This window comes from Ligilactobacillus hayakitensis DSM 18933 = JCM 14209 (assembly GCF_000615845.1).
GTDB classification, from domain to species: Bacteria; Bacillota; Bacilli; order Lactobacillales; family Lactobacillaceae; genus Ligilactobacillus; species Ligilactobacillus hayakitensis.
In genome coordinates this window covers 41,431-57,204 of sequence record NZ_BAML01000009.1, presented here as the reverse complement: position 1 = coordinate 57,204, position 15,774 = coordinate 41,431, and the positions used below count along the sequence as shown (strand labels likewise).

Sequence of the window (15,774 nt, the reverse complement as noted above, 5' to 3'; positions counted from 1 at the left end):
ACTCATCGAACATTGAGAAAACATAAGGAAGAAATCCTTTTGACATTAACCTATAACTATACAAACGGACCAATTGAAGGAAAAATGAATAAAATTAAAGTATTAAAACGCGTAGCGTTTGGGTTCAGAAGTTTTAAAAACTTTCGCTTACGTATTTTATTATCAAGTCAAGCATCTACACTAAACATCAAAGAAAAAAAGAGCAAAAAAATAACGGCTAAGCAGCTTGTTCTACAAGCAACTTAACCATTACTTTTTGGACTATATTTAATTAGATTTCTTCATCAGTATTAATTGACAAAGAACCAAAAAAAGCACCTACAACCGTAAGTGCTAGGTTAAAGGTAACCAATCTTTGATTTCCTTTAGTTGTTTATATGTTTTTGTGATTAAACTATTTTCTTTAAAATACTCAATTCCTAATCGAGTTATCTGCCAATTACTTGGATCATTTACTGAACTGTATTTAGGGGATACTCCATCAAAAAACTCTATACCAGCTATAAAGCTATCTTCAGATAACATCTTCAAAGTGTCATCATACTGCTTGCCTGTAATTCGTAATGACTTAGCATTCAGAGATTTAACCCTAGGAACTTGGCCTGTTTCGTAGCAGTCATTTAAATATTTCAAGATTTTAGTGGCTACTTGTTCGTAACTTGACATGTTTAATTCATCTTTTCAATATATTTGTTGAGATATTCAATGAATCTTTTTCTATCTGAGTCCGTTAATTCAGGTGGCACTAATTCTTCGATGTCATCTACATAATCATATGCATCAGTTTTATCAAAATCACAGCAGTACCAATCAGTCATGAAATCAACAATAGATTCAATTTCCCAATATGTATAACTATCATTATTGATGGCATCACTATGCAAAGCCCACTCATAATCAACGCTATGTATTCTGTACTTTTTGTTTTTGTTTTTTTCTTCCATTCAATAACTCCCCTATTCAAAACGTTTAGCGTAGCTCCTTTTTTGATTATATCATTTCCAGAAACTACCGATTTAGCCCTAGGAACTTAGCCTGTTTCGTAGCAATCATTTAAGTATTTTAAGATTTTAGTGGCTACTTGTTCGTAACTTGACATGTTTAATTCATCTTTTCAATATATTTATTGATATATTCAAGGAATCTTTTTCTATCTGAGTCCGTTAATTCAGGTGGAACTAATTCTTTTTCGATGTCATCTATATAAACATATGCATCAGTTTTATCGAAATCAAAGCATTCCCATTTACCTACGAAGTCCTTGATAGATGCCTGTTCCCAAAACGTATAACTACCTTTGATAATTCCGCTAGTTATAGTTCCAGCATACTCAACGCTATTTATTCTGTACTTTTTGTTTTTGTTTCTTTCTTCCATTCAATAATTCCTCTATTCAAGACGTTCATCTTAGCTCCTTTTTTGATTATATCATTTCCAGAAACTACCGATTTAACCCTAGCAACTTTGCCTGTTTCGTAGCAGTCATTTAAGTATTTTAAGATTTTAGTGGCTACTTGTTCGTAACTTTCCATACTAGTTACCTTTATGATATTCGGGATCTAACTTGATTGATTTAATTTCGTGTTCAGTCAAGGTAAACAGTCCTTCGGGGTATTGTTTTGTTCCTTCCAAATCGATTTCATAACAGTTTTCATCTGAATCTCCAGGAATAGTCCCAACCGCAACAAAACCTTTATAAGTTACATTATCAATATCAGTTACAATAACATGTTTGTAGAAATACGGCCTTAAATCCATTAGCGTTCACTCCTATCTCTGTTAATCGGAACAATATGAGTTCTTTTCTTCGAATGATGTATTTTAATCCAATAAGTATTTCAAGATTTTAGTGGCTACTTGTTCGTAAATTGTCATGTTTAATTATCATTTTGCGTTGAACTTAATTCTATTGATTGGATTTGATAAAAAGGAAGTGCTTCATCAGCGTAATCATTAGCTCCGCTATTATTATAATAAATAGCACTTCCAGCATAATTATCGTCTTCGTAATCATTATCTACACTAACAACAAATACACGAAAGGGGGATTTATTATCTAAAAAAGAAATATTAACCCACTTTCCTTGAAATTTCTCTCTAACCACATCTTCGTTGCTAAAAATTGTAATTTCCAATATTTTCACCTACTCTAATTTATATCGTAATATTGTTGGAACTGCATGATATTGGTTATTTTTAGCCATATGGACTTTGATATATCTCGTAGGTTCCTCAACACCTTGTTTACTAATGCTTATTACAATAATTTTACCTGCATCTATATAAAAATAACTCTGATTTTTTTCTCATCTGCATGTTTCTTTACTATATCATCCAATGAATTTTCTGAAATAATAAAATAACTGGGGGTTAAACACAAAAATTTACTATTCGGATTCTTAGTAGCTTGTATACGATTATTATACTCTTTAATTCCTTGAAGATGATACTATTCCAGCAACCAAAGTTTTCTTACGTCTATTATCATTATCATCTTCTTCAAGTTTAACCGGATCTCCCCAACTAAGTTGTCATAATCTATAATATTTTCTTTATTTGCTCTAAAGAAACTGGTTTACCTTTTAACGTTAAATTTTCTAATTCTTCATTTTTATTTCCATAATCTGCTAAAAAATGAGAATCATCTAATTTGTCCAATAGAGTGACGATTTTTCCATCGATTAACTGAACCTCATCATACTCCTTAGGTTGTCTTTCTTTCATCTTTAGATAGCTCCTTGATATATGCTGTTACTAGTTTTGTTACATCTTCCTTACCCTTTGGCACAATATTTGACACAAATAAATTATACGGTTTTTCATTATCATACAACATTATCTTCTGTTCATAAAGTACGCCAAAACCATTATCGCCCTTTTCTTTTTAAGTATTTCAAAATTTTAGTGGCTACTTGTTCGTAACTTTCATACTAGTTACCTTTGTTATATTCAGAGTCAAACTCTATTGATTTGATTTCATGTTCCGTCAAATTAAACGGTCCTTCGGGATACTGTTTTGTGCCTACTAAATCAATTTCGTAACAATTTTCATCCGAATCACCTGGAATAGTTACAGCTTGAACAAATCCTTGATACACTTCTCCGTCAATATCAATTATATTTACATGTTTCCCCCAATATCCTGTTAAATTCATAATAAACTACTCCTCTTTAGACTTATAAGGCACAATGTGCGTTCTCTTTTTAGAATGGTGTATCTTTATCCAGTCGTTTTCTTTGTTGACATTATAATCTAATCCAATAATGCGGTCAACTTGAATAGTTTCTTTATTTGTTTTACTCCCAAAGCTAGGTTAAAGGAGACCAATCTTTAATTTCCTTTCGTTGCTTATATGTTTTTGTGATTAAACTGTTTTCTTTAAAATACTCAATTCCTAATCGAGTTATCCACCAATTAATTGGATCACTTACCCAGGTATCATTAGTCTTGTTAATATTTTGGATTATCCCGGAGCTTATCAATCATATCTCCAATAAACGTGCCTTCTTCGGTTTCGGTGTAACCGAGGTCCTCTTCGAGTTTATCGAGATTTTCATCTAAAATATCAATTTTATCATCAGCATATTCTTTTGTGTATTCTAAATGCGGTATATATGATTTTAATTTTTCAAACTCACTCTCAGTGGCAAAATCACTTATCTTCATCTTGATACACCCCATGTCTCTTTCTTATATTTCTTCTTGTTGGGTGCGTTGTTATAACATTTCCTGTATCTGGGTTGATTACAACCATTGTTATAGCACCACAATATCTTTTATTTGATTTGCCATCAGTAAATCTAGTAGGAGAAATTTCCAACGGATTAACTAATACGTCAATCATTGTTGATACGTCTCTATCTCTTTGTATTGTCCGTTCAACTAGATGCTTGGATATATTGCTAATCATGATTCCACCTGATGTTTCGAAGCCTATTAGAGCACTTTTTATCTCATTAGTTTGGAATTTCGAGTTAGCTGATACCATCCCAGCTAATAAAGCCTTGCTCCTTATATCTTCATCATCAACATAGTCAGACGGAACTCTCCGACAACGACAATTAGGGTGTGTGTCCTTGGAAATTCTTGCAAACTCATCTAGTAGATATACTCCTTGAAGTGGAATGCACTTTTTACATGATCCAGGTTCGTTAACAAACTTTATTTGTTTTACTCCCGAAGCTAGGTTACAACTTCAAAATGTCATCATACCGCTTGCCTGTAATTCGTAATGACTTAGCATTCAGAGATTTAACCCTAGGAACTTGCCCTGTTTTGTAACAGTCATTTAAGTATTTGAGTATCTTAGTGGATACTACTTTCATAACTTGTCATAGTTATTCAATCACTTCAACATTCACAACCTCATGTTCAAAACAACATACATATTTACCTTTCAGTTTTCCTTCAGTTGGAATGACAACAAGGTTTGCTCCATCTTCATCATCACATTCTTGCATAAAATCGGACGGTCTTCCGATTAACATTTCACCATCTGTAAAAGTTATTCTAATTAAATTATTTTTTAGGTATCTCTCTAGTTCCATTTTTTCCTCCAATCCAAGGTACTAAATGCTATCCCGTCTTACTATAATGTATATTCATTCCTATATTATCAATACCAACAACACGGCGAATATATACTCGCTCTATATTTCGTAAGTTTCCATTTTTGTCCGTTTCAAATGTAGTCGATATAAAGATCACGAACACCATAAATTAGCATGATTGTCATGATCAATTTAAATAAAGACCATACAAAGCCACTTGTAAATATAAGTAATCCTACTAGAATTAATAACCAAATTGTTAAACTAGCACCAAGTTCTGCTAGTTTTTCTTTTTCTTTGGTTTCATTTAACTTCTTCATAATCTTTACCTCCAAAAAGAAAAGCACCCATTATGAGTTCTACATCAACAGCAACCAATCTTTAGCTCCTTTAAGCGTATCGTATGCCTTTCTTATCAAAGAATTTTCTTCTAAGTACTGAATACCTTCACTTGTGATATACCAACTTCTAGGATGATTAATTTGACTCATCTCTGGTGGTATTACACCTAGAAACTCAATACCTTTAATATATTTCTCAGTCAACATCTTTAGTGTCTGGTAATATACTGTCTGTCTGAGATGCCTGATTTATTAGCGTTGAGCGATTCAATGTTTGGCTCTAAACCATTCTCGTAACAATCGTTCAAGTACTTTAGAATTTTAGTGGCTATTTTTGCATAACTAGATATGGGATTACTCCTGGACTAATTCTATTGATTTAATTTCATATTCCATTAAATTCAATAATCTATTTCCAAATTGTTTAGTTCCTCTTAAATCTATTTCATAACAGTTTTCTTCAGAATCGCCTGGAATAGTTACTGCATTAACGAAACCTTTATAAACAATATTATTAACATCTATAACTTCAACATTCTTCCCCCAATAAGTCTTAAACCCATTTAAAATCACCCCTTTGGTTTATAAGAAACTATGTGGATTCTCTTTTTAGAATAATGTATCTTAATCCAACCTGTCTCTTCACCTGAATTATAATCTGTCCCTATAATAGGGTCAACATGTACTGTTTCTTTATTTCCAAAACCTTTTCTATAACTCCAAAAGGAAAGTTTTTCTTGCGGAGCAGTATCTGCTAGCTCGTATAAATCAGAAGATGAAGGTAGCACTAATGACAGCAAAGAAAAAACGGTTATAATGGTGATGAGGATTTAGAATGGGAACAAGCAACGCTCCCTAGTCAAAAATCTTTTAAAGGTCACTATAAAAAACACGGCTTTCAGTTTAACGTTTCTACGAAAGAAGAGTTTTTACAAATAGCTACAAACCTTTTAAAGTTAGACACTAGCAGTGATGTGTTGGGGTATCAGACAAACGCGTGAGATTTGATTTAAATAATGGAACTTATGTTTTAGGTAATCCAGAAACATACACGGTAATTACTATGTTTAAGCCGGATGAAGGAGTTGAGTATTATTATGGAGAATTCAAAAAAGACATGGAAAATTGATGGATATACTTTGTTACATTGTCCCGTTTGCGGTAAAGAAGTTATGGATTACGATATTTGTGACAACTGCGGATGGCAAAATACAGGGATTATAAACCATGATGGCGGACCTAACTGTATGACTTTAGAAGAAGCTAAAAAAGCCTATGCTGAAGGTCGTGAAATCAACTAGCATAAAAGGAAATCAAAGATTGATCCCTTAAATTTAGCACTTACAGATTTGTGGTGCTTTTTTTATGTTCAAAACATGCTGACATCGTTAAAAGCTGCAAGGAATAAACAGTCAAACGGTATAATAATGACCGAATTTCGAACAAAACAAAAAACATGAGTCCGGTTGATTTCCGAACTCATGTCTTAGCTACTTAAAATATATTTTGTTTTTGTCTAACTTTTTTGTAGCATAATTTCTAGCGGTTAATTATATTTTTAGGAAACTTTGGGGAAATACTCTACAATTCGATAATCCCAGGACGAACATTTGTATCATGATTGGCTAAAGATGCCAGGCAAGAAGGGTTACTGCTTGCCTGTAATTCGTAATGACTTAGCATTCAGAGATTTAACCCTAGGAACTTGGCCTGTTTCGTAGCAGTCATTTAAGTATTTTAAGATTTTAGTGGCTACTTGTTCGTAACTTGTCATGTTAGTTACCTTTATGATATTCGGGGTCTAACTTGATTGATTTAATTTCGTGTTCAGTTAAAGTAAATAAACTTCCCTTATGCTTAACCACACCCTCTAAATCAATCTCATAGCAATTTTCATCTGAATCTCCAGGAATAGTCTCCACTGCAACAAACGCTTTATAAGTTACATTATCAATATCAGTTACAATAACATGTTTGTGGAAATACGGCCTTAAATCCATTAGCGTTCACTCCTATCTCTGTTAATCGGAACAATATGAGTTCTTTTCTTCGAATGATGTATCTTAATCCAATAAGTATTTCAAAATTTTAGTGATCACTTGTTCGTAACTTGACATGTTATTTTACCTATTGTTCAATAAATTTTCATATCTAATTTTTCCCATTGAGAAAGGATACTTTGTCCATTTTCCAGCAATGCCAACTGTAGCACCTCTTTAGGATTTATGCTGGCAATCTTTTGTCTACTAAAACTTTTATTGTTATTGAGAATCCAACCTTTTATGTTCAAATCATCTATATAGTCCGGTTCTAAGAAATAAGGAACATTATCACAATTAAATGTAATCTCCATTTGAGTTTCCATTGACTCAATTAAATCACTTAATTTATCTAACTTATTCATCTTGTTTCATCACCTTTCTAATAAATTCTAATTCTTTCTCAGTTGGCTCTCTACCATTCCCATGTATTATTTTACCACTCTTGTAATCAACCTTACTATCATGAATATATGGATTTTTATGATATTTAGAGTTCCCATGATCAGTCAAATCATAGTCTTTGTTGACATATCCTTTTTCATCAAAAACTCTTATTTTTTCTATTTGGTTATCTGTTCTTACTTTGAGAATAACATTTCTATAGTCTTCTTTCTTTGATGATGTCGGTATCCTATGTATATTTTCCAATGTTTGAATTGTGTAATCTTCCAAGTCATCAACATTATCCGGTTCATCATCAGAGTTATCGTTATCCTCTGATTTATTCGATTTAGCAGATACTGTCCCCGCAAGAAAAGCTTTCCTTTTGGTGCTGTCGCTCTTTTCATCATCTTCCGACTCAATCCGACAACGACAATTAGGGTGTGTGTCCTTGGGAATTCTTGGAGACTCATCTAGTGGATACCCCCCTTGAAGTGGGATGCACTTTTTACATGCTCCATGTTCGTTAACAAACTTTATTTGTTTTACTCCCGAAGCTAGGTTACAACTTCAAAATGTCATCATACCGCTTGCCTGTAATTCGTAATGACTTAGCATTCAACGATTTAACCCTAGGAACTTGCCCTGTTTTGTAACAGTCATTTAAGTATTTGAGTATCTTAGTGGATACTACTTTCATAACTTGTCATAGTTATTCAATCACTTCAACATTCACAACTTCATCTTCCATACATTGAACGTATTTTCCTTTTAGTTTTCCTTCAATCGGAATAACCAATAGATAAGCTCCCTCATCATTATCTTGTTCGCTAGTATACCCATATGGTTTGCCCTTAATCTCTTGACCATCGTAAAACTTAATATTAATTATCTTATTTTCATCAAATTTTTCTAAATTCATCTTTTATCATCCCTCCATGGGACTAAATGTACGCCTGTTTTACTGAAATGTATCTTAAATCCTTTTAATTCATTTCCTTTATTATCGATTCCTACAACTTTATCTGATAAACTTACAGTTTCTACGGGTTTAAGATTTCCGTTTCGATCCGTTTCAAACGTTCCGACTTCCTTATATTTATTATATAATCTCTTCGACATTAATGTCACTATCAAACAAGGACCTACTTTTTCCATCCTTTGATGATATCGGTAACCTATGTTTATTTTCCAATGTTTGAATTGTATAATCTTCCAAGCCGTCAACATTATCCAGTTCATTATCAAAGTTATCTTTATCGTCAAGCTTATTCGAACAAGCAGATATCGCATTGAGGTTAAGGGATGATTATGAGCTTAACGAAGATGATGTAAGTTATGATGTTTCTGAAAAAGAAGAAGTAAAGATGATTTTTCAACCTAATACGGTACTAGCTTTAACAGGATTTAGGGGATATAAATTTGGTGTAGTTGTCTGTCATAATGGAAATATTTACATCTATAGTGTTAAGAAACCATTGTTAGATAAGACAATTGAAAAATACAAGCAAGCACCGTATAATTTAGGTATAGAAGAAGCGCATTTTAAAGCTATAAAGACTTTGAAAGGTTTGGTTTGACATGCGTAAAGTATTAATGGAACAAGTAATTACTAAATGTTTAACGGGAAGTGATGAACCAGTTAAAGATGTAGTTCATTCTTTTTCAGAATTATTACCAAAAGGAGAGAAACCTTGGACTAAAGAAGAAGAAGAGTATATCTATAATCGTTTATGGGAAGAATCATTAAAATTAACGGATTGGATTCCAGTGAATTGTGGATGAGCACTTACGGTTGTAGGTGCTTTTTGTTTACGAGAAATTACTATGTCCAAAGAATTAGGACAGGAAAAAGAAAAACTAGCCTGGAATGTTGCTTCCGCCATTTCATTAATACTATTATCAATATGATTTAACCATAATTTATCAAGCCAAGGCACATATTCTTTTGCTTTTTCATCACTAAATACATAATCATCTTTAGTGATTTTTCTTGTCCCTGACTCTCTTTATTTTAGAATAAACAAAAAATATCCCTCACGTTACCTGCTTTAAGTAACTTGAGAGATATTTTTATTTACTCATGAGTAATTTTCCATTGTTCAATTGCTTCCATAAATTCGGGCCCGTAATTTTCAAGTTTTGATTGGCCGACCCCTTTGACGTTTAAGAATTCTTCATCTGTCGTTGGAAGCTTTTCGCACATATCTTTGAGCGCTTTATCCGAGAAGATAATAAATGGTGCGGTATTTTGATCGCGGGCAATTTCAAGCCGTAATTCCCGTAAACGTTCAAATAATTCATTATCGACTTCAACTTCTTTTTCAACGATGCGATCAACTTTACGCGTGACTTTTTCTTGACCTTTTAAGACTGCCAGTCCTTTTTGAGTCAATAATAACGTAGGAAATTGGCCGCTTTGGGTCATTAAATATTGCTAGCGGCCAAATAATCAATCAGATTTTCAATTTCTTTTAATGTCCAAGCTTTCATGATTCCATAAGTTGTCACTTCATCAAGGTTCATTTCTAAAATTCGTTGTGTACTTGATCCTTTTAGAACTTGGGCGACAATTTTCTTACCAAAACGTTGATTCAAACGCACCACACATGATAAGACTTTTTGTGCTTCGATGGTAATGTCTTCGGAATCGCGTTCATCCAAGCAATTTGAACATTTACCACAAGGCTCACAATCACCACCGAAATAGCGCACAATAAACTGCTGCAAGCAATCTTCAGTATTGGCGTAACGTCGCATCCACTCTAACTTGTCATACTCTCGTGTTCGATGAGCTTCATTCGCTTCTGATGCATCAATCCAGGTTCTTCGCAAACCAATATCAGCATCACGATAAAGTAAAATCGCTTCACTTTCCAACCCATCTCGTCCAGCTCTTCCAGCTTCTTGATAATAAGCTTCAATACTACCTGGAGTTTGTGCGTGAATAACAAAGCGCACATTACTTTTATCAATCCCCATCCCAAATGCGTTGGTAGCGACGATGACTTGAACACGGTCAAAAGTAAAATCATCTTGGGCTTCTTGGCGTTCTTCAGCAGTATGTTGGGCATGATATGGCTTTGCTTTAATCCCTAATTTTTGAAGGAAAACCGCAATGCGATCAACTTCCGAGCGGGTCGCTGCGTAGATTATCCCAGATTCTTTTTCGTGGCTGCGTAAATAATTAATGATGTAGTCCCGTGGTTGAACTCCTTTAATAACTTTAAAAGATAAATTATCACGAGCAAAACCAGTCTTTACTTCATTATTTGCGGGGATACCAAGATTATTTTTAATATCTAAAGCGACTTTAGGTGTCGCCGTCGCAGTTAACGCCACCACCGTTGGATTAGTAGTAATTTGAGGGATTACATTGCCTAATTCAAGGTAACTTGGACGGAAATCATGGCCCCATTGTGACATACAGTGGGCTTCATCAATGGCAACTAAGTCAATTGGCATCGTTTGCAACATTTCCATGAAGGCGGGATTTTCTAAGCGTTCAGGAGCGATGTATAGAAGTTTATACTTCAAATTTCTCGCATCCCGAATCGTTTCAAAAAAATCATCGCCTTCCAAGGAACTATTAATCATCCCCGCCGGAATTCCCATTTCTTTCAAACTATCAACTTGGTCTTTCATCAAAGAAATCAAGGGCGAAACAACAATGGTTAAACCATCCATCATTAAGGCTGGAATTTGATAACACATTGATTTTCCACCCCCGGTTGGCATAATCCCTAAAGTATTATTACCATTAACCACCGCACTAATAATTTCTTCTTGTCCGGGGCGAAATTCATCATATCCAAAATATTCTTTTAATAAAGCATGTGCTTGATCGGTATTATATTCACGCATGAGTTTTCTTCCTTCTTTTTAGTCGTTTTCTATTATAACATACGCAGAATTTTTAACTCTTTTTTAGAACTTCATTTCCCCACTAAAAAACCGAGAAAACCAACCGGTCTTCTCGGTAATATTCATCTTATTGGCATGAAGTAATGACAGAACCAAAGTCTGCTTTTCCATTACTGAATGGAATTACTTTGTGGAATGTTGCTGGGTTTTCAAGCACGTGCACTAATGCTAAGGCCACATCTTCAATCGCAACTGTCTTTCCAATATCTGAACCGGTTGCGTACATGTGGCTACCTTTTTCTTCAACCAAAGCAACTGGTTGCATGATTGTGTAATCCAATTCTGGCATGTGAACCAAGTGATAATCAGCAAAGTATTTTGCCATGTAGTATTCCTTTATTTGAGAATATGGTTCAACCTCAAATGCGGTTGGTTCAAGTGATTTGTATGCACTTAGCATGATGTAACGCTTGATTCCGTTACGCTTAGCTGCTTGCATTGTTTTAACGGCACCAAAGGCATCACTTTGAAGCAAGTCTTTTCCGCGTGAGCCAGCTGTAAAGTAAATTGCATCCACATCGCCAATGATTTCAGCGATTTCATCATATGATGCGTGTAAGTCAAGTTCTTTAAAAGTTGCTCCTGCAGCCGTAAGTTCTTCGTTTTCATGACGAGAACCGACAATAACTTCATGATCAAAATCTAGTAACTGACGGACTAAGCTAGCCCCAACACGGCCAGTCCCACCAATAACAAATACTTTCATATTTAAGTTCCCCTTACTATTTGAGATTATATCTTAGGTATATTTTACACTTTTTTAATTACCTTGGCAAAATCTCCTCTTTTAGGGAAATCTTAGTGGTAACCTCTATTGACTTCTCATATTAACTAGCGAACATATTTACTGTAGGCAACGTGATTTTCCTGCTAGTTAGCTGCACTTACAACAGTACGCGTGAGTGAGAGATAACGGTCCATTTCTACGGGAGCATCTAAACGTAAGTCCATTGATACGATTGGATCTGGCTTTTCTTCTTGGATTTGACGATATTCTTGTTTAACTGTGCCATCAACTACTTTGCATGTCCCAAGATAAAAGAAATCAGACCCTTCATCATCAGACTTCTTCACGAAAAGATGCATGGTAAGTTTTTGGTCACCTTCTGCTACTCCATCAAGGAATTTTTGCATTTCCGCTCCTTCGATTTTTCGTTTATTTTTACTATACCAATGCAAAATATTACGGTTCTTAAATTCATCTTCATAATTTATCGTTTCACTAATATCTTCACTCTTTTGGTAAGTAATGAAAATTGGACAAGTTTGGTTAGTTGAATTAATAAAGTATCCCCCAATATTTTGAGCAGTAATATTCTTTTCCCAATTCAATAAGCGACAAACATCCCGACGGCTGTAGCGTTTTCCAATCGTAAATTGACGATCTGATTTAAAACCTTCAGCTTTAAGTAAACCTGTTTCAATCGCATCCACAAACAACTTCTTCGCAAAATCATCAGCTAACATTTGTTTAAGCGGTTCGTTTAACCGATATTTTCCTTTTGAATGCAGAACTAAAGCATTATTGCCATAACCTTCTTTATTCGGAGAAGTTTTACCAGCGAAAAATTCTAAACTTAACATTTGATCAACCGAATATAAAACTTCATCATCAAGGTAACAATTATTTGCTTCTAATAAATCACGGTACTTTTCTTCAGAAATAGTTCCACTATCTTCCGATAAGGCCTTCAATAATAATAATTCGTGCTTGCGAATCCCATTTGCTAATTCGATTGTCATAAAGCGTAAAACCTTGGTTGTATAATCATCAATTGAAGGTATTTTTTCTTTCATCTTAAGCAAGAATGCTGCATAATCTTTAAACTTATTCGCAATCACACTTGCGTCAATTGATTCTTTTTGTAAATCGAACATCATTGGAATTCTGCCTAAACGATTTTTAATCGCTACATATTCATCCCTAATCTTCTTCATTTCCGATAAGTTCGTATTATTAATCGAGCGATAAATTCTTTCTTTAGCAACTTCTGTGAAGTTAATTGAAGAAAGTCCGTATAAAGGTTCTAAATCAACGGTATCCCGTGCATTGTCTTTGCTATGCGATTTATCGCCGGTTAAAGCAATTGGAATAAGGTAATTATTTTCATAATTCCCAATAAAATCAATAACGGTCACGAACTCTTTGTTATCAGATAAACGCAAGCCTCGCCCTAGTTGTTGGATAAAGACGATACTTGATTTCGTATTACGCAACATCACAACCTGGTTGACACAAGGAATATCGATTCCTTCATTAAAAATATCAACGGTAACAATATATTGAATCTCTCCTCTTTCAAGCTCGCTAATCACAGCTTGGCGTTCTTGCATGGTGTGATCACCCGTTAGGGCTTTGGCTTTGAAGCCTTGCTTTGTCAATTCTTTCGCTAAATCATAAGCTTCTTCTTTTCTTGAACAAAAAATTAATCCATGCAAAGTTTCACCTGAATATCCATAATATTCTGTTTGCTTGATGATATATTTTACTCGGTCTGGTGCAACTAAGCGCTCTAATTGCGTATTATCGTCGATGACTTGGCCGTCAATTTCATAATCCTCAATCCCATAGTAATGAAATGGTGTCAGCATATCTTCATTTAAAGCATCTTGCAATCGAATTTCATATGCGATGTTATAATCAAACAACTCATAAACATTGAAGTCATCCGTTCTTTCTGGAGTAGCGGTCATCCCCAAGATAAACTTAGGTTCAAAGTAATTGAATACCTTTTGTTGGGAGGGTGCTCCTAAGTGATGCGCTTCATCAAACAAAATATAGTCAAATGCCTTCTTGCCAAATAATTCCAGATTTTCATCTTTAGATAAAGTTTGGACAGTCGCAAAAACATATTTCTTATCTAAACCTTCTTTAGTTGTTCCACTAAAAATCCCGTAATCTTGCTTATTTCCACCTATTACTTGATAAAAACTTTCCAAAGATTTACGCAAAATTTGTTCTTGGTGGGCAACAAATAAGAAACGATCTGGCGCAAACTCTCTTACATCAAACGCTCCAAGATATGTCTTTCCAGTTCCCGTCGCTGAGATGATTAATCCTTTATTAGCCCCTGTACCACGTAATGCAAACAAACGTCTTAAAGCTTTATCTTGCATACGATTAGGATTAATCTCTTTGGATTTTTTATCCTTAACACGATATTTGCTTGCTTCTTCAGCAACATTTGTTTCAAAATCCTCTGCCGCATCAGGATTAGTTTGTTTCTTATAATCACTTAACTTCACGCGAACCGTCGCGTTTTTTGCAAAGTCGACCTTGTAATTTTCAATCCAACTATTAGTTAATGGCGTTGCTTCTTGCCATTCTGCTTCAATTTTTTCAGAAATTGCTTGGGTAATATCTCCATTTTCAAGCGAAGTTACCCGCAAGTTCCACTCATAATTACTAATAATCGCCGTATCCGTTAAGTTGGAACTCCCGATAATCATTGATTGATAACCTTCTTGGTGTTCAAATAAATAACCTTTGGCGTGAAACGGAACAGTTTTGGAACCAATTTTTCTTTCAAACACCCGTACCTCAACATTTTCAAGCTTCATCAAGTCTCTGAAAACTTCTGGCTTATTAAAATAAAGATACGTTGAAGTTAAAATGCGTCCTTTAACCCCTTTTTTCTCAAGATCTTTTAGAACTGTTTTTAATTGTCCTAACCCGCCTTGAGTTACAAAGGCGACCGCAAAAATAAAACTTTTAGCGACTTGGAGCTCAGCTTTCAGCGTGCGATAAACATTTGATTTACTTGAGGTGTTAGCGACTAATTGTGCCGACAAATTTCCATCCGCAATATATTTATCTTTATCAATGTAGTTACTTAGAACGGTATTCGTTAAATTATCTTCTAACTTACTTGTCATCGAACTTAACATCCTCAATTTTAATTTGCTTCATTGCTTCAACAATTGGAACATCGGCCGGTGCCCAAGTAATTTCATCAAATTCATCAACTGTGCGCCACTTAACTTCGCTATGGGCGATTAACTCGAAGTTTTTTGTTACTAACTTGGCGAAATACACGCTCAATTCAACAATCCCAAAGTCATATTCATAACTAGCTGTTGCGATATGATCACCAACGATAATTTCATCATCGAACTCTTCTTCTAATTCTCGCTTAAGAGCAGCCTGTGGTGTTTCATTGGGTTCAATCTTACCCCCAGGAAATTCCCACAAATCCCCTAAAATGCGATCTGAGTTTCTTTTCGTTGTTAAAATCTTGTCGCCGCTAACAAGGGCTGCGCCGACAACTTTAATTAATTTTTTAGCCATTTTAATCACCTATTCCTTGAAATTACCCTCATTGTACCAGGTTGATAATTTAATTTATAGATCTTGACCAGAAAAACTTTAATTTCCGTTAAACTTGTATGTACCAAAAATGGATATCATCCTTCTGAAATTATGATATTTCAACACAAACATATATATATCAAGGATCTATTGAATAAACACTTAAAAAGTGCATACTTTTTGCATACCAAGAAACTTCAAGAAGATTGTTAGCAAAAAAAGACAC

29 protein-coding genes and 5 pseudogenes are annotated in these 15,774 nt (G+C 34.4%); 5 read left to right on the top strand and 29 right to left on the bottom strand.

Features of this window, described 5'->3' with window-relative positions; all coding sequences use genetic code 11:
- Positions 1 to 246 (top strand): ISL3 family transposase (locus JCM14209_RS04160; RefSeq protein ID WP_025022322.1); only part of this gene is annotated, 246 nt, incomplete at its 5' end.
- An 87-nt stretch (positions 247 to 333) separates the two neighbouring features.
- On the opposite strand, the gene JCM14209_RS04155 is transcribed toward JCM14209_RS04160, so the two are convergent.
- The 18 genes and pseudogenes from JCM14209_RS04155 to JCM14209_RS10500 form a co-directional block, all read right to left on the bottom strand.
- Complete coding sequence (locus JCM14209_RS04155) at positions 334 to 666, bottom strand: YjcQ family protein (protein ID WP_025022321.1); 333 nt, start codon at positions 664 to 666, stop codon at positions 334 to 336.
- Between the two features lie 2 nt (positions 667 to 668).
- On the bottom strand, positions 669 to 944 hold the full coding sequence (locus JCM14209_RS10245) for a hypothetical protein (RefSeq protein ID WP_025022320.1): 276 nt from the start codon (positions 942 to 944) through the stop codon (positions 669 to 671).
- Positions 945 to 1,101: 157 nt separating this feature from the next.
- The gene (locus tag JCM14209_RS04145; protein ID WP_225349681.1) at positions 1,102 to 1,377 is read right to left on the bottom strand and encodes a glycine reductase; all 276 of its coding nucleotides are present in this window, start codon (positions 1,375 to 1,377) and stop codon (positions 1,102 to 1,104) included.
- Positions 1,341 to 1,532: a hypothetical protein gene (locus JCM14209_RS04140; protein ID WP_025022318.1), complete on the bottom strand. Its 192-nt coding sequence runs from the start codon at positions 1,530 to 1,532 to the stop codon at positions 1,341 to 1,343. The genes JCM14209_RS04145 and JCM14209_RS04140 overlap by 37 nt, the downstream gene beginning before the upstream one ends.
- A gap of 1 nt (position 1,533) precedes the next feature.
- Positions 1,534 to 1,758, bottom strand: a complete 225-nt coding sequence (locus JCM14209_RS04135) for a hypothetical protein (RefSeq protein WP_025022317.1) — start codon at positions 1,756 to 1,758, stop codon at positions 1,534 to 1,536.
- Positions 1,758 to 1,835, bottom strand: a pseudogene (locus tag JCM14209_RS10585) (hypothetical protein); the annotation flags it as partial. The pseudogene JCM14209_RS10585 and the gene JCM14209_RS04135, both read right to left, overlap by 1 nt.
- A 42-nt stretch (positions 1,836 to 1,877) precedes the next feature.
- Positions 1,878 to 2,135 carry a hypothetical protein gene (locus tag JCM14209_RS04130; protein WP_025022316.1) on the bottom strand — a complete coding sequence of 86 codons (258 nt, stop codon included), beginning with the start codon at positions 2,133 to 2,135 and terminating at the stop codon, positions 1,878 to 1,880.
- A gap of 403 nt (positions 2,136 to 2,538) precedes the next feature.
- Positions 2,539 to 2,724, bottom strand: coding sequence for a hypothetical protein (locus tag JCM14209_RS04125; protein WP_025022315.1), 186 nt, complete (start codon positions 2,722 to 2,724; stop codon positions 2,539 to 2,541).
- A 206-nt stretch (positions 2,725 to 2,930) separates the two neighbouring features.
- Positions 2,931 to 3,155, bottom strand: a complete 225-nt coding sequence (locus tag JCM14209_RS04120; protein ID WP_025022314.1) for a hypothetical protein — start codon at positions 3,153 to 3,155, stop codon at positions 2,931 to 2,933.
- A 6-nt stretch (positions 3,156 to 3,161) separates the two neighbouring features.
- Positions 3,162 to 3,290 (bottom strand): annotated as a pseudogene (locus JCM14209_RS09880) (polymorphic toxin type 50 domain-containing protein); the annotation flags it as partial.
- A gap of 19 nt (positions 3,291 to 3,309) precedes the next feature.
- A complete protein-coding gene (locus tag JCM14209_RS10510) occupies positions 3,310 to 3,483 on the bottom strand; it encodes a YjcQ family protein (RefSeq protein WP_081774056.1) in 174 nt (57 codons plus the stop codon).
- Positions 3,452 to 3,667 (bottom strand): hypothetical protein, encoded by a 216-nt coding sequence (locus tag JCM14209_RS04115; protein ID WP_025022313.1) that lies wholly within the window; start codon positions 3,665 to 3,667, stop codon positions 3,452 to 3,454. The genes JCM14209_RS10510 and JCM14209_RS04115 overlap by 32 nt, the downstream gene beginning before the upstream one ends.
- Positions 3,654 to 3,911: a hypothetical protein gene (locus JCM14209_RS04110; RefSeq protein WP_155830675.1), complete on the bottom strand. Its 258-nt coding sequence runs from the start codon at positions 3,909 to 3,911 to the stop codon at positions 3,654 to 3,656. Before JCM14209_RS04110 ends, JCM14209_RS04115 begins: the two co-directional genes overlap by 14 nt.
- Positions 3,912 to 4,338: 427 nt before the next feature.
- Positions 4,339 to 4,548, bottom strand: a complete 210-nt coding sequence (locus JCM14209_RS04105; protein ID WP_025022311.1) for a hypothetical protein — start codon at positions 4,546 to 4,548, stop codon at positions 4,339 to 4,341.
- Between the two features lie 134 nt (positions 4,549 to 4,682).
- Positions 4,683 to 4,886 carry a hypothetical protein gene (locus JCM14209_RS04100; RefSeq protein WP_155830674.1) on the bottom strand — a complete coding sequence of 68 codons (204 nt, stop codon included), beginning with the start codon at positions 4,884 to 4,886 and terminating at the stop codon, positions 4,683 to 4,685.
- A 24-nt stretch (positions 4,887 to 4,910) separates the two neighbouring features.
- Positions 4,911 to 5,099, bottom strand: coding sequence for a YjcQ family protein (locus JCM14209_RS09870; RefSeq protein ID WP_025022309.1), 189 nt, complete (start codon positions 5,097 to 5,099; stop codon positions 4,911 to 4,913).
- 147 nt (positions 5,100 to 5,246) lie between these two features.
- Positions 5,247 to 5,465: a hypothetical protein gene (locus JCM14209_RS04090; protein ID WP_025022308.1), complete on the bottom strand. Its 219-nt coding sequence runs from the start codon at positions 5,463 to 5,465 to the stop codon at positions 5,247 to 5,249.
- A complete protein-coding gene (locus tag JCM14209_RS10500; protein WP_025022307.1) occupies positions 5,462 to 5,680 on the bottom strand; it encodes a polymorphic toxin type 50 domain-containing protein in 219 nt (72 codons plus the stop codon). The genes JCM14209_RS04090 and JCM14209_RS10500 overlap by 4 nt, the downstream gene beginning before the upstream one ends.
- A gap of 309 nt (positions 5,681 to 5,989) precedes the next feature.
- Between JCM14209_RS10500 and JCM14209_RS04080 the strand changes: the two genes are divergently transcribed.
- Together JCM14209_RS04080 and JCM14209_RS10495 are read left to right on the top strand one after the other, a co-directional pair.
- Entirely contained in the window at positions 5,990 to 6,193 is a 204-nt protein-coding gene (locus JCM14209_RS04080) for a CPCC family cysteine-rich protein (protein WP_035519894.1), read from the top strand.
- Positions 6,194 to 6,309: 116 nt separating this feature from the next.
- A pseudogene (locus tag JCM14209_RS10495) lies at positions 6,310 to 6,390 on the top strand (IS3 family transposase); the annotation flags it as partial.
- 150 nt (positions 6,391 to 6,540) lie between these two features.
- On the opposite strand, the gene JCM14209_RS10380 reads toward JCM14209_RS10495, so the two are convergent.
- The 7 genes and pseudogenes from JCM14209_RS10380 to JCM14209_RS10485 form a co-directional block, all read right to left on the bottom strand.
- On the bottom strand, positions 6,541 to 6,666 hold the full coding sequence (locus tag JCM14209_RS10380; RefSeq protein WP_263640350.1) for a hypothetical protein: 126 nt from the start codon (positions 6,664 to 6,666) through the stop codon (positions 6,541 to 6,543).
- 1 nt (position 6,667) lies between these two features.
- Positions 6,668 to 6,892 carry a hypothetical protein gene (locus JCM14209_RS04075; protein WP_025022305.1) on the bottom strand — a complete coding sequence of 75 codons (225 nt, stop codon included), beginning with the start codon at positions 6,890 to 6,892 and terminating at the stop codon, positions 6,668 to 6,670.
- A pseudogene (locus JCM14209_RS10580) lies at positions 6,892 to 6,969 on the bottom strand (hypothetical protein); the annotation flags it as partial. The gene JCM14209_RS04075 and the pseudogene JCM14209_RS10580, both read right to left, overlap by 1 nt.
- Positions 6,970 to 7,026: 57 nt before the next feature.
- Entirely contained in the window at positions 7,027 to 7,296 is a 270-nt protein-coding gene (locus tag JCM14209_RS04070) for a hypothetical protein (RefSeq protein ID WP_025022304.1), read from the bottom strand.
- Positions 7,289 to 7,606, bottom strand: a complete 318-nt coding sequence (locus tag JCM14209_RS04065) for a hypothetical protein (RefSeq protein WP_155830673.1) — start codon at positions 7,604 to 7,606, stop codon at positions 7,289 to 7,291. The genes JCM14209_RS04070 and JCM14209_RS04065 overlap by 8 nt, the downstream gene beginning before the upstream one ends.
- A gap of 421 nt (positions 7,607 to 8,027) precedes the next feature.
- On the bottom strand, positions 8,028 to 8,237 hold the full coding sequence (locus JCM14209_RS04060; protein ID WP_025022302.1) for a hypothetical protein: 210 nt from the start codon (positions 8,235 to 8,237) through the stop codon (positions 8,028 to 8,030).
- Positions 8,234 to 8,437, bottom strand: a complete 204-nt coding sequence (locus JCM14209_RS10485; protein ID WP_225349683.1) for a polymorphic toxin type 50 domain-containing protein — start codon at positions 8,435 to 8,437, stop codon at positions 8,234 to 8,236. The genes JCM14209_RS04060 and JCM14209_RS10485 overlap by 4 nt, the downstream gene beginning before the upstream one ends.
- Before the next feature lie 170 nt (positions 8,438 to 8,607).
- On the opposite strand from JCM14209_RS10485, the gene JCM14209_RS04050 reads away from it, so the two are divergent.
- Both JCM14209_RS04050 and JCM14209_RS04045 read left to right on the top strand, forming a co-directional pair.
- A complete protein-coding gene (locus JCM14209_RS04050; RefSeq protein ID WP_025022300.1) occupies positions 8,608 to 8,895 on the top strand; it encodes a hypothetical protein in 288 nt (95 codons plus the stop codon).
- 1 nt (position 8,896) lies between these two features.
- Positions 8,897 to 9,100 (top strand): hypothetical protein, encoded by a 204-nt coding sequence (locus JCM14209_RS04045; RefSeq protein ID WP_025022299.1) that lies wholly within the window; start codon positions 8,897 to 8,899, stop codon positions 9,098 to 9,100.
- A 292-nt stretch (positions 9,101 to 9,392) separates the two neighbouring features.
- Here JCM14209_RS04045 and recQ read toward each other — a convergent pair.
- The 4 genes and pseudogenes from recQ to JCM14209_RS04025 form a co-directional block, all read right to left on the bottom strand.
- Positions 9,393 to 11,179 (bottom strand): annotated as a pseudogene (recQ, locus tag JCM14209_RS09010) (DNA helicase RecQ).
- Positions 11,180 to 11,306: 127 nt separating this feature from the next.
- The gene (locus tag JCM14209_RS04035; RefSeq protein ID WP_025022298.1) at positions 11,307 to 11,945 is read right to left on the bottom strand and encodes an SDR family oxidoreductase; all 639 of its coding nucleotides are present in this window, start codon (positions 11,943 to 11,945) and stop codon (positions 11,307 to 11,309) included.
- Positions 11,946 to 12,109: 164 nt separating this feature from the next.
- Positions 12,110 to 15,115, bottom strand: a complete 3,006-nt coding sequence (locus tag JCM14209_RS04030; protein ID WP_025022297.1) for a DEAD/DEAH box helicase — start codon at positions 15,113 to 15,115, stop codon at positions 12,110 to 12,112.
- Positions 15,105 to 15,527, bottom strand: coding sequence for a (deoxy)nucleoside triphosphate pyrophosphohydrolase (locus tag JCM14209_RS04025; RefSeq protein ID WP_025022296.1), 423 nt, complete (start codon positions 15,525 to 15,527; stop codon positions 15,105 to 15,107). Before JCM14209_RS04025 ends, JCM14209_RS04030 begins: the two co-directional genes overlap by 11 nt.
- Positions 15,528 to 15,774: the final 247 nt, after the last annotated feature.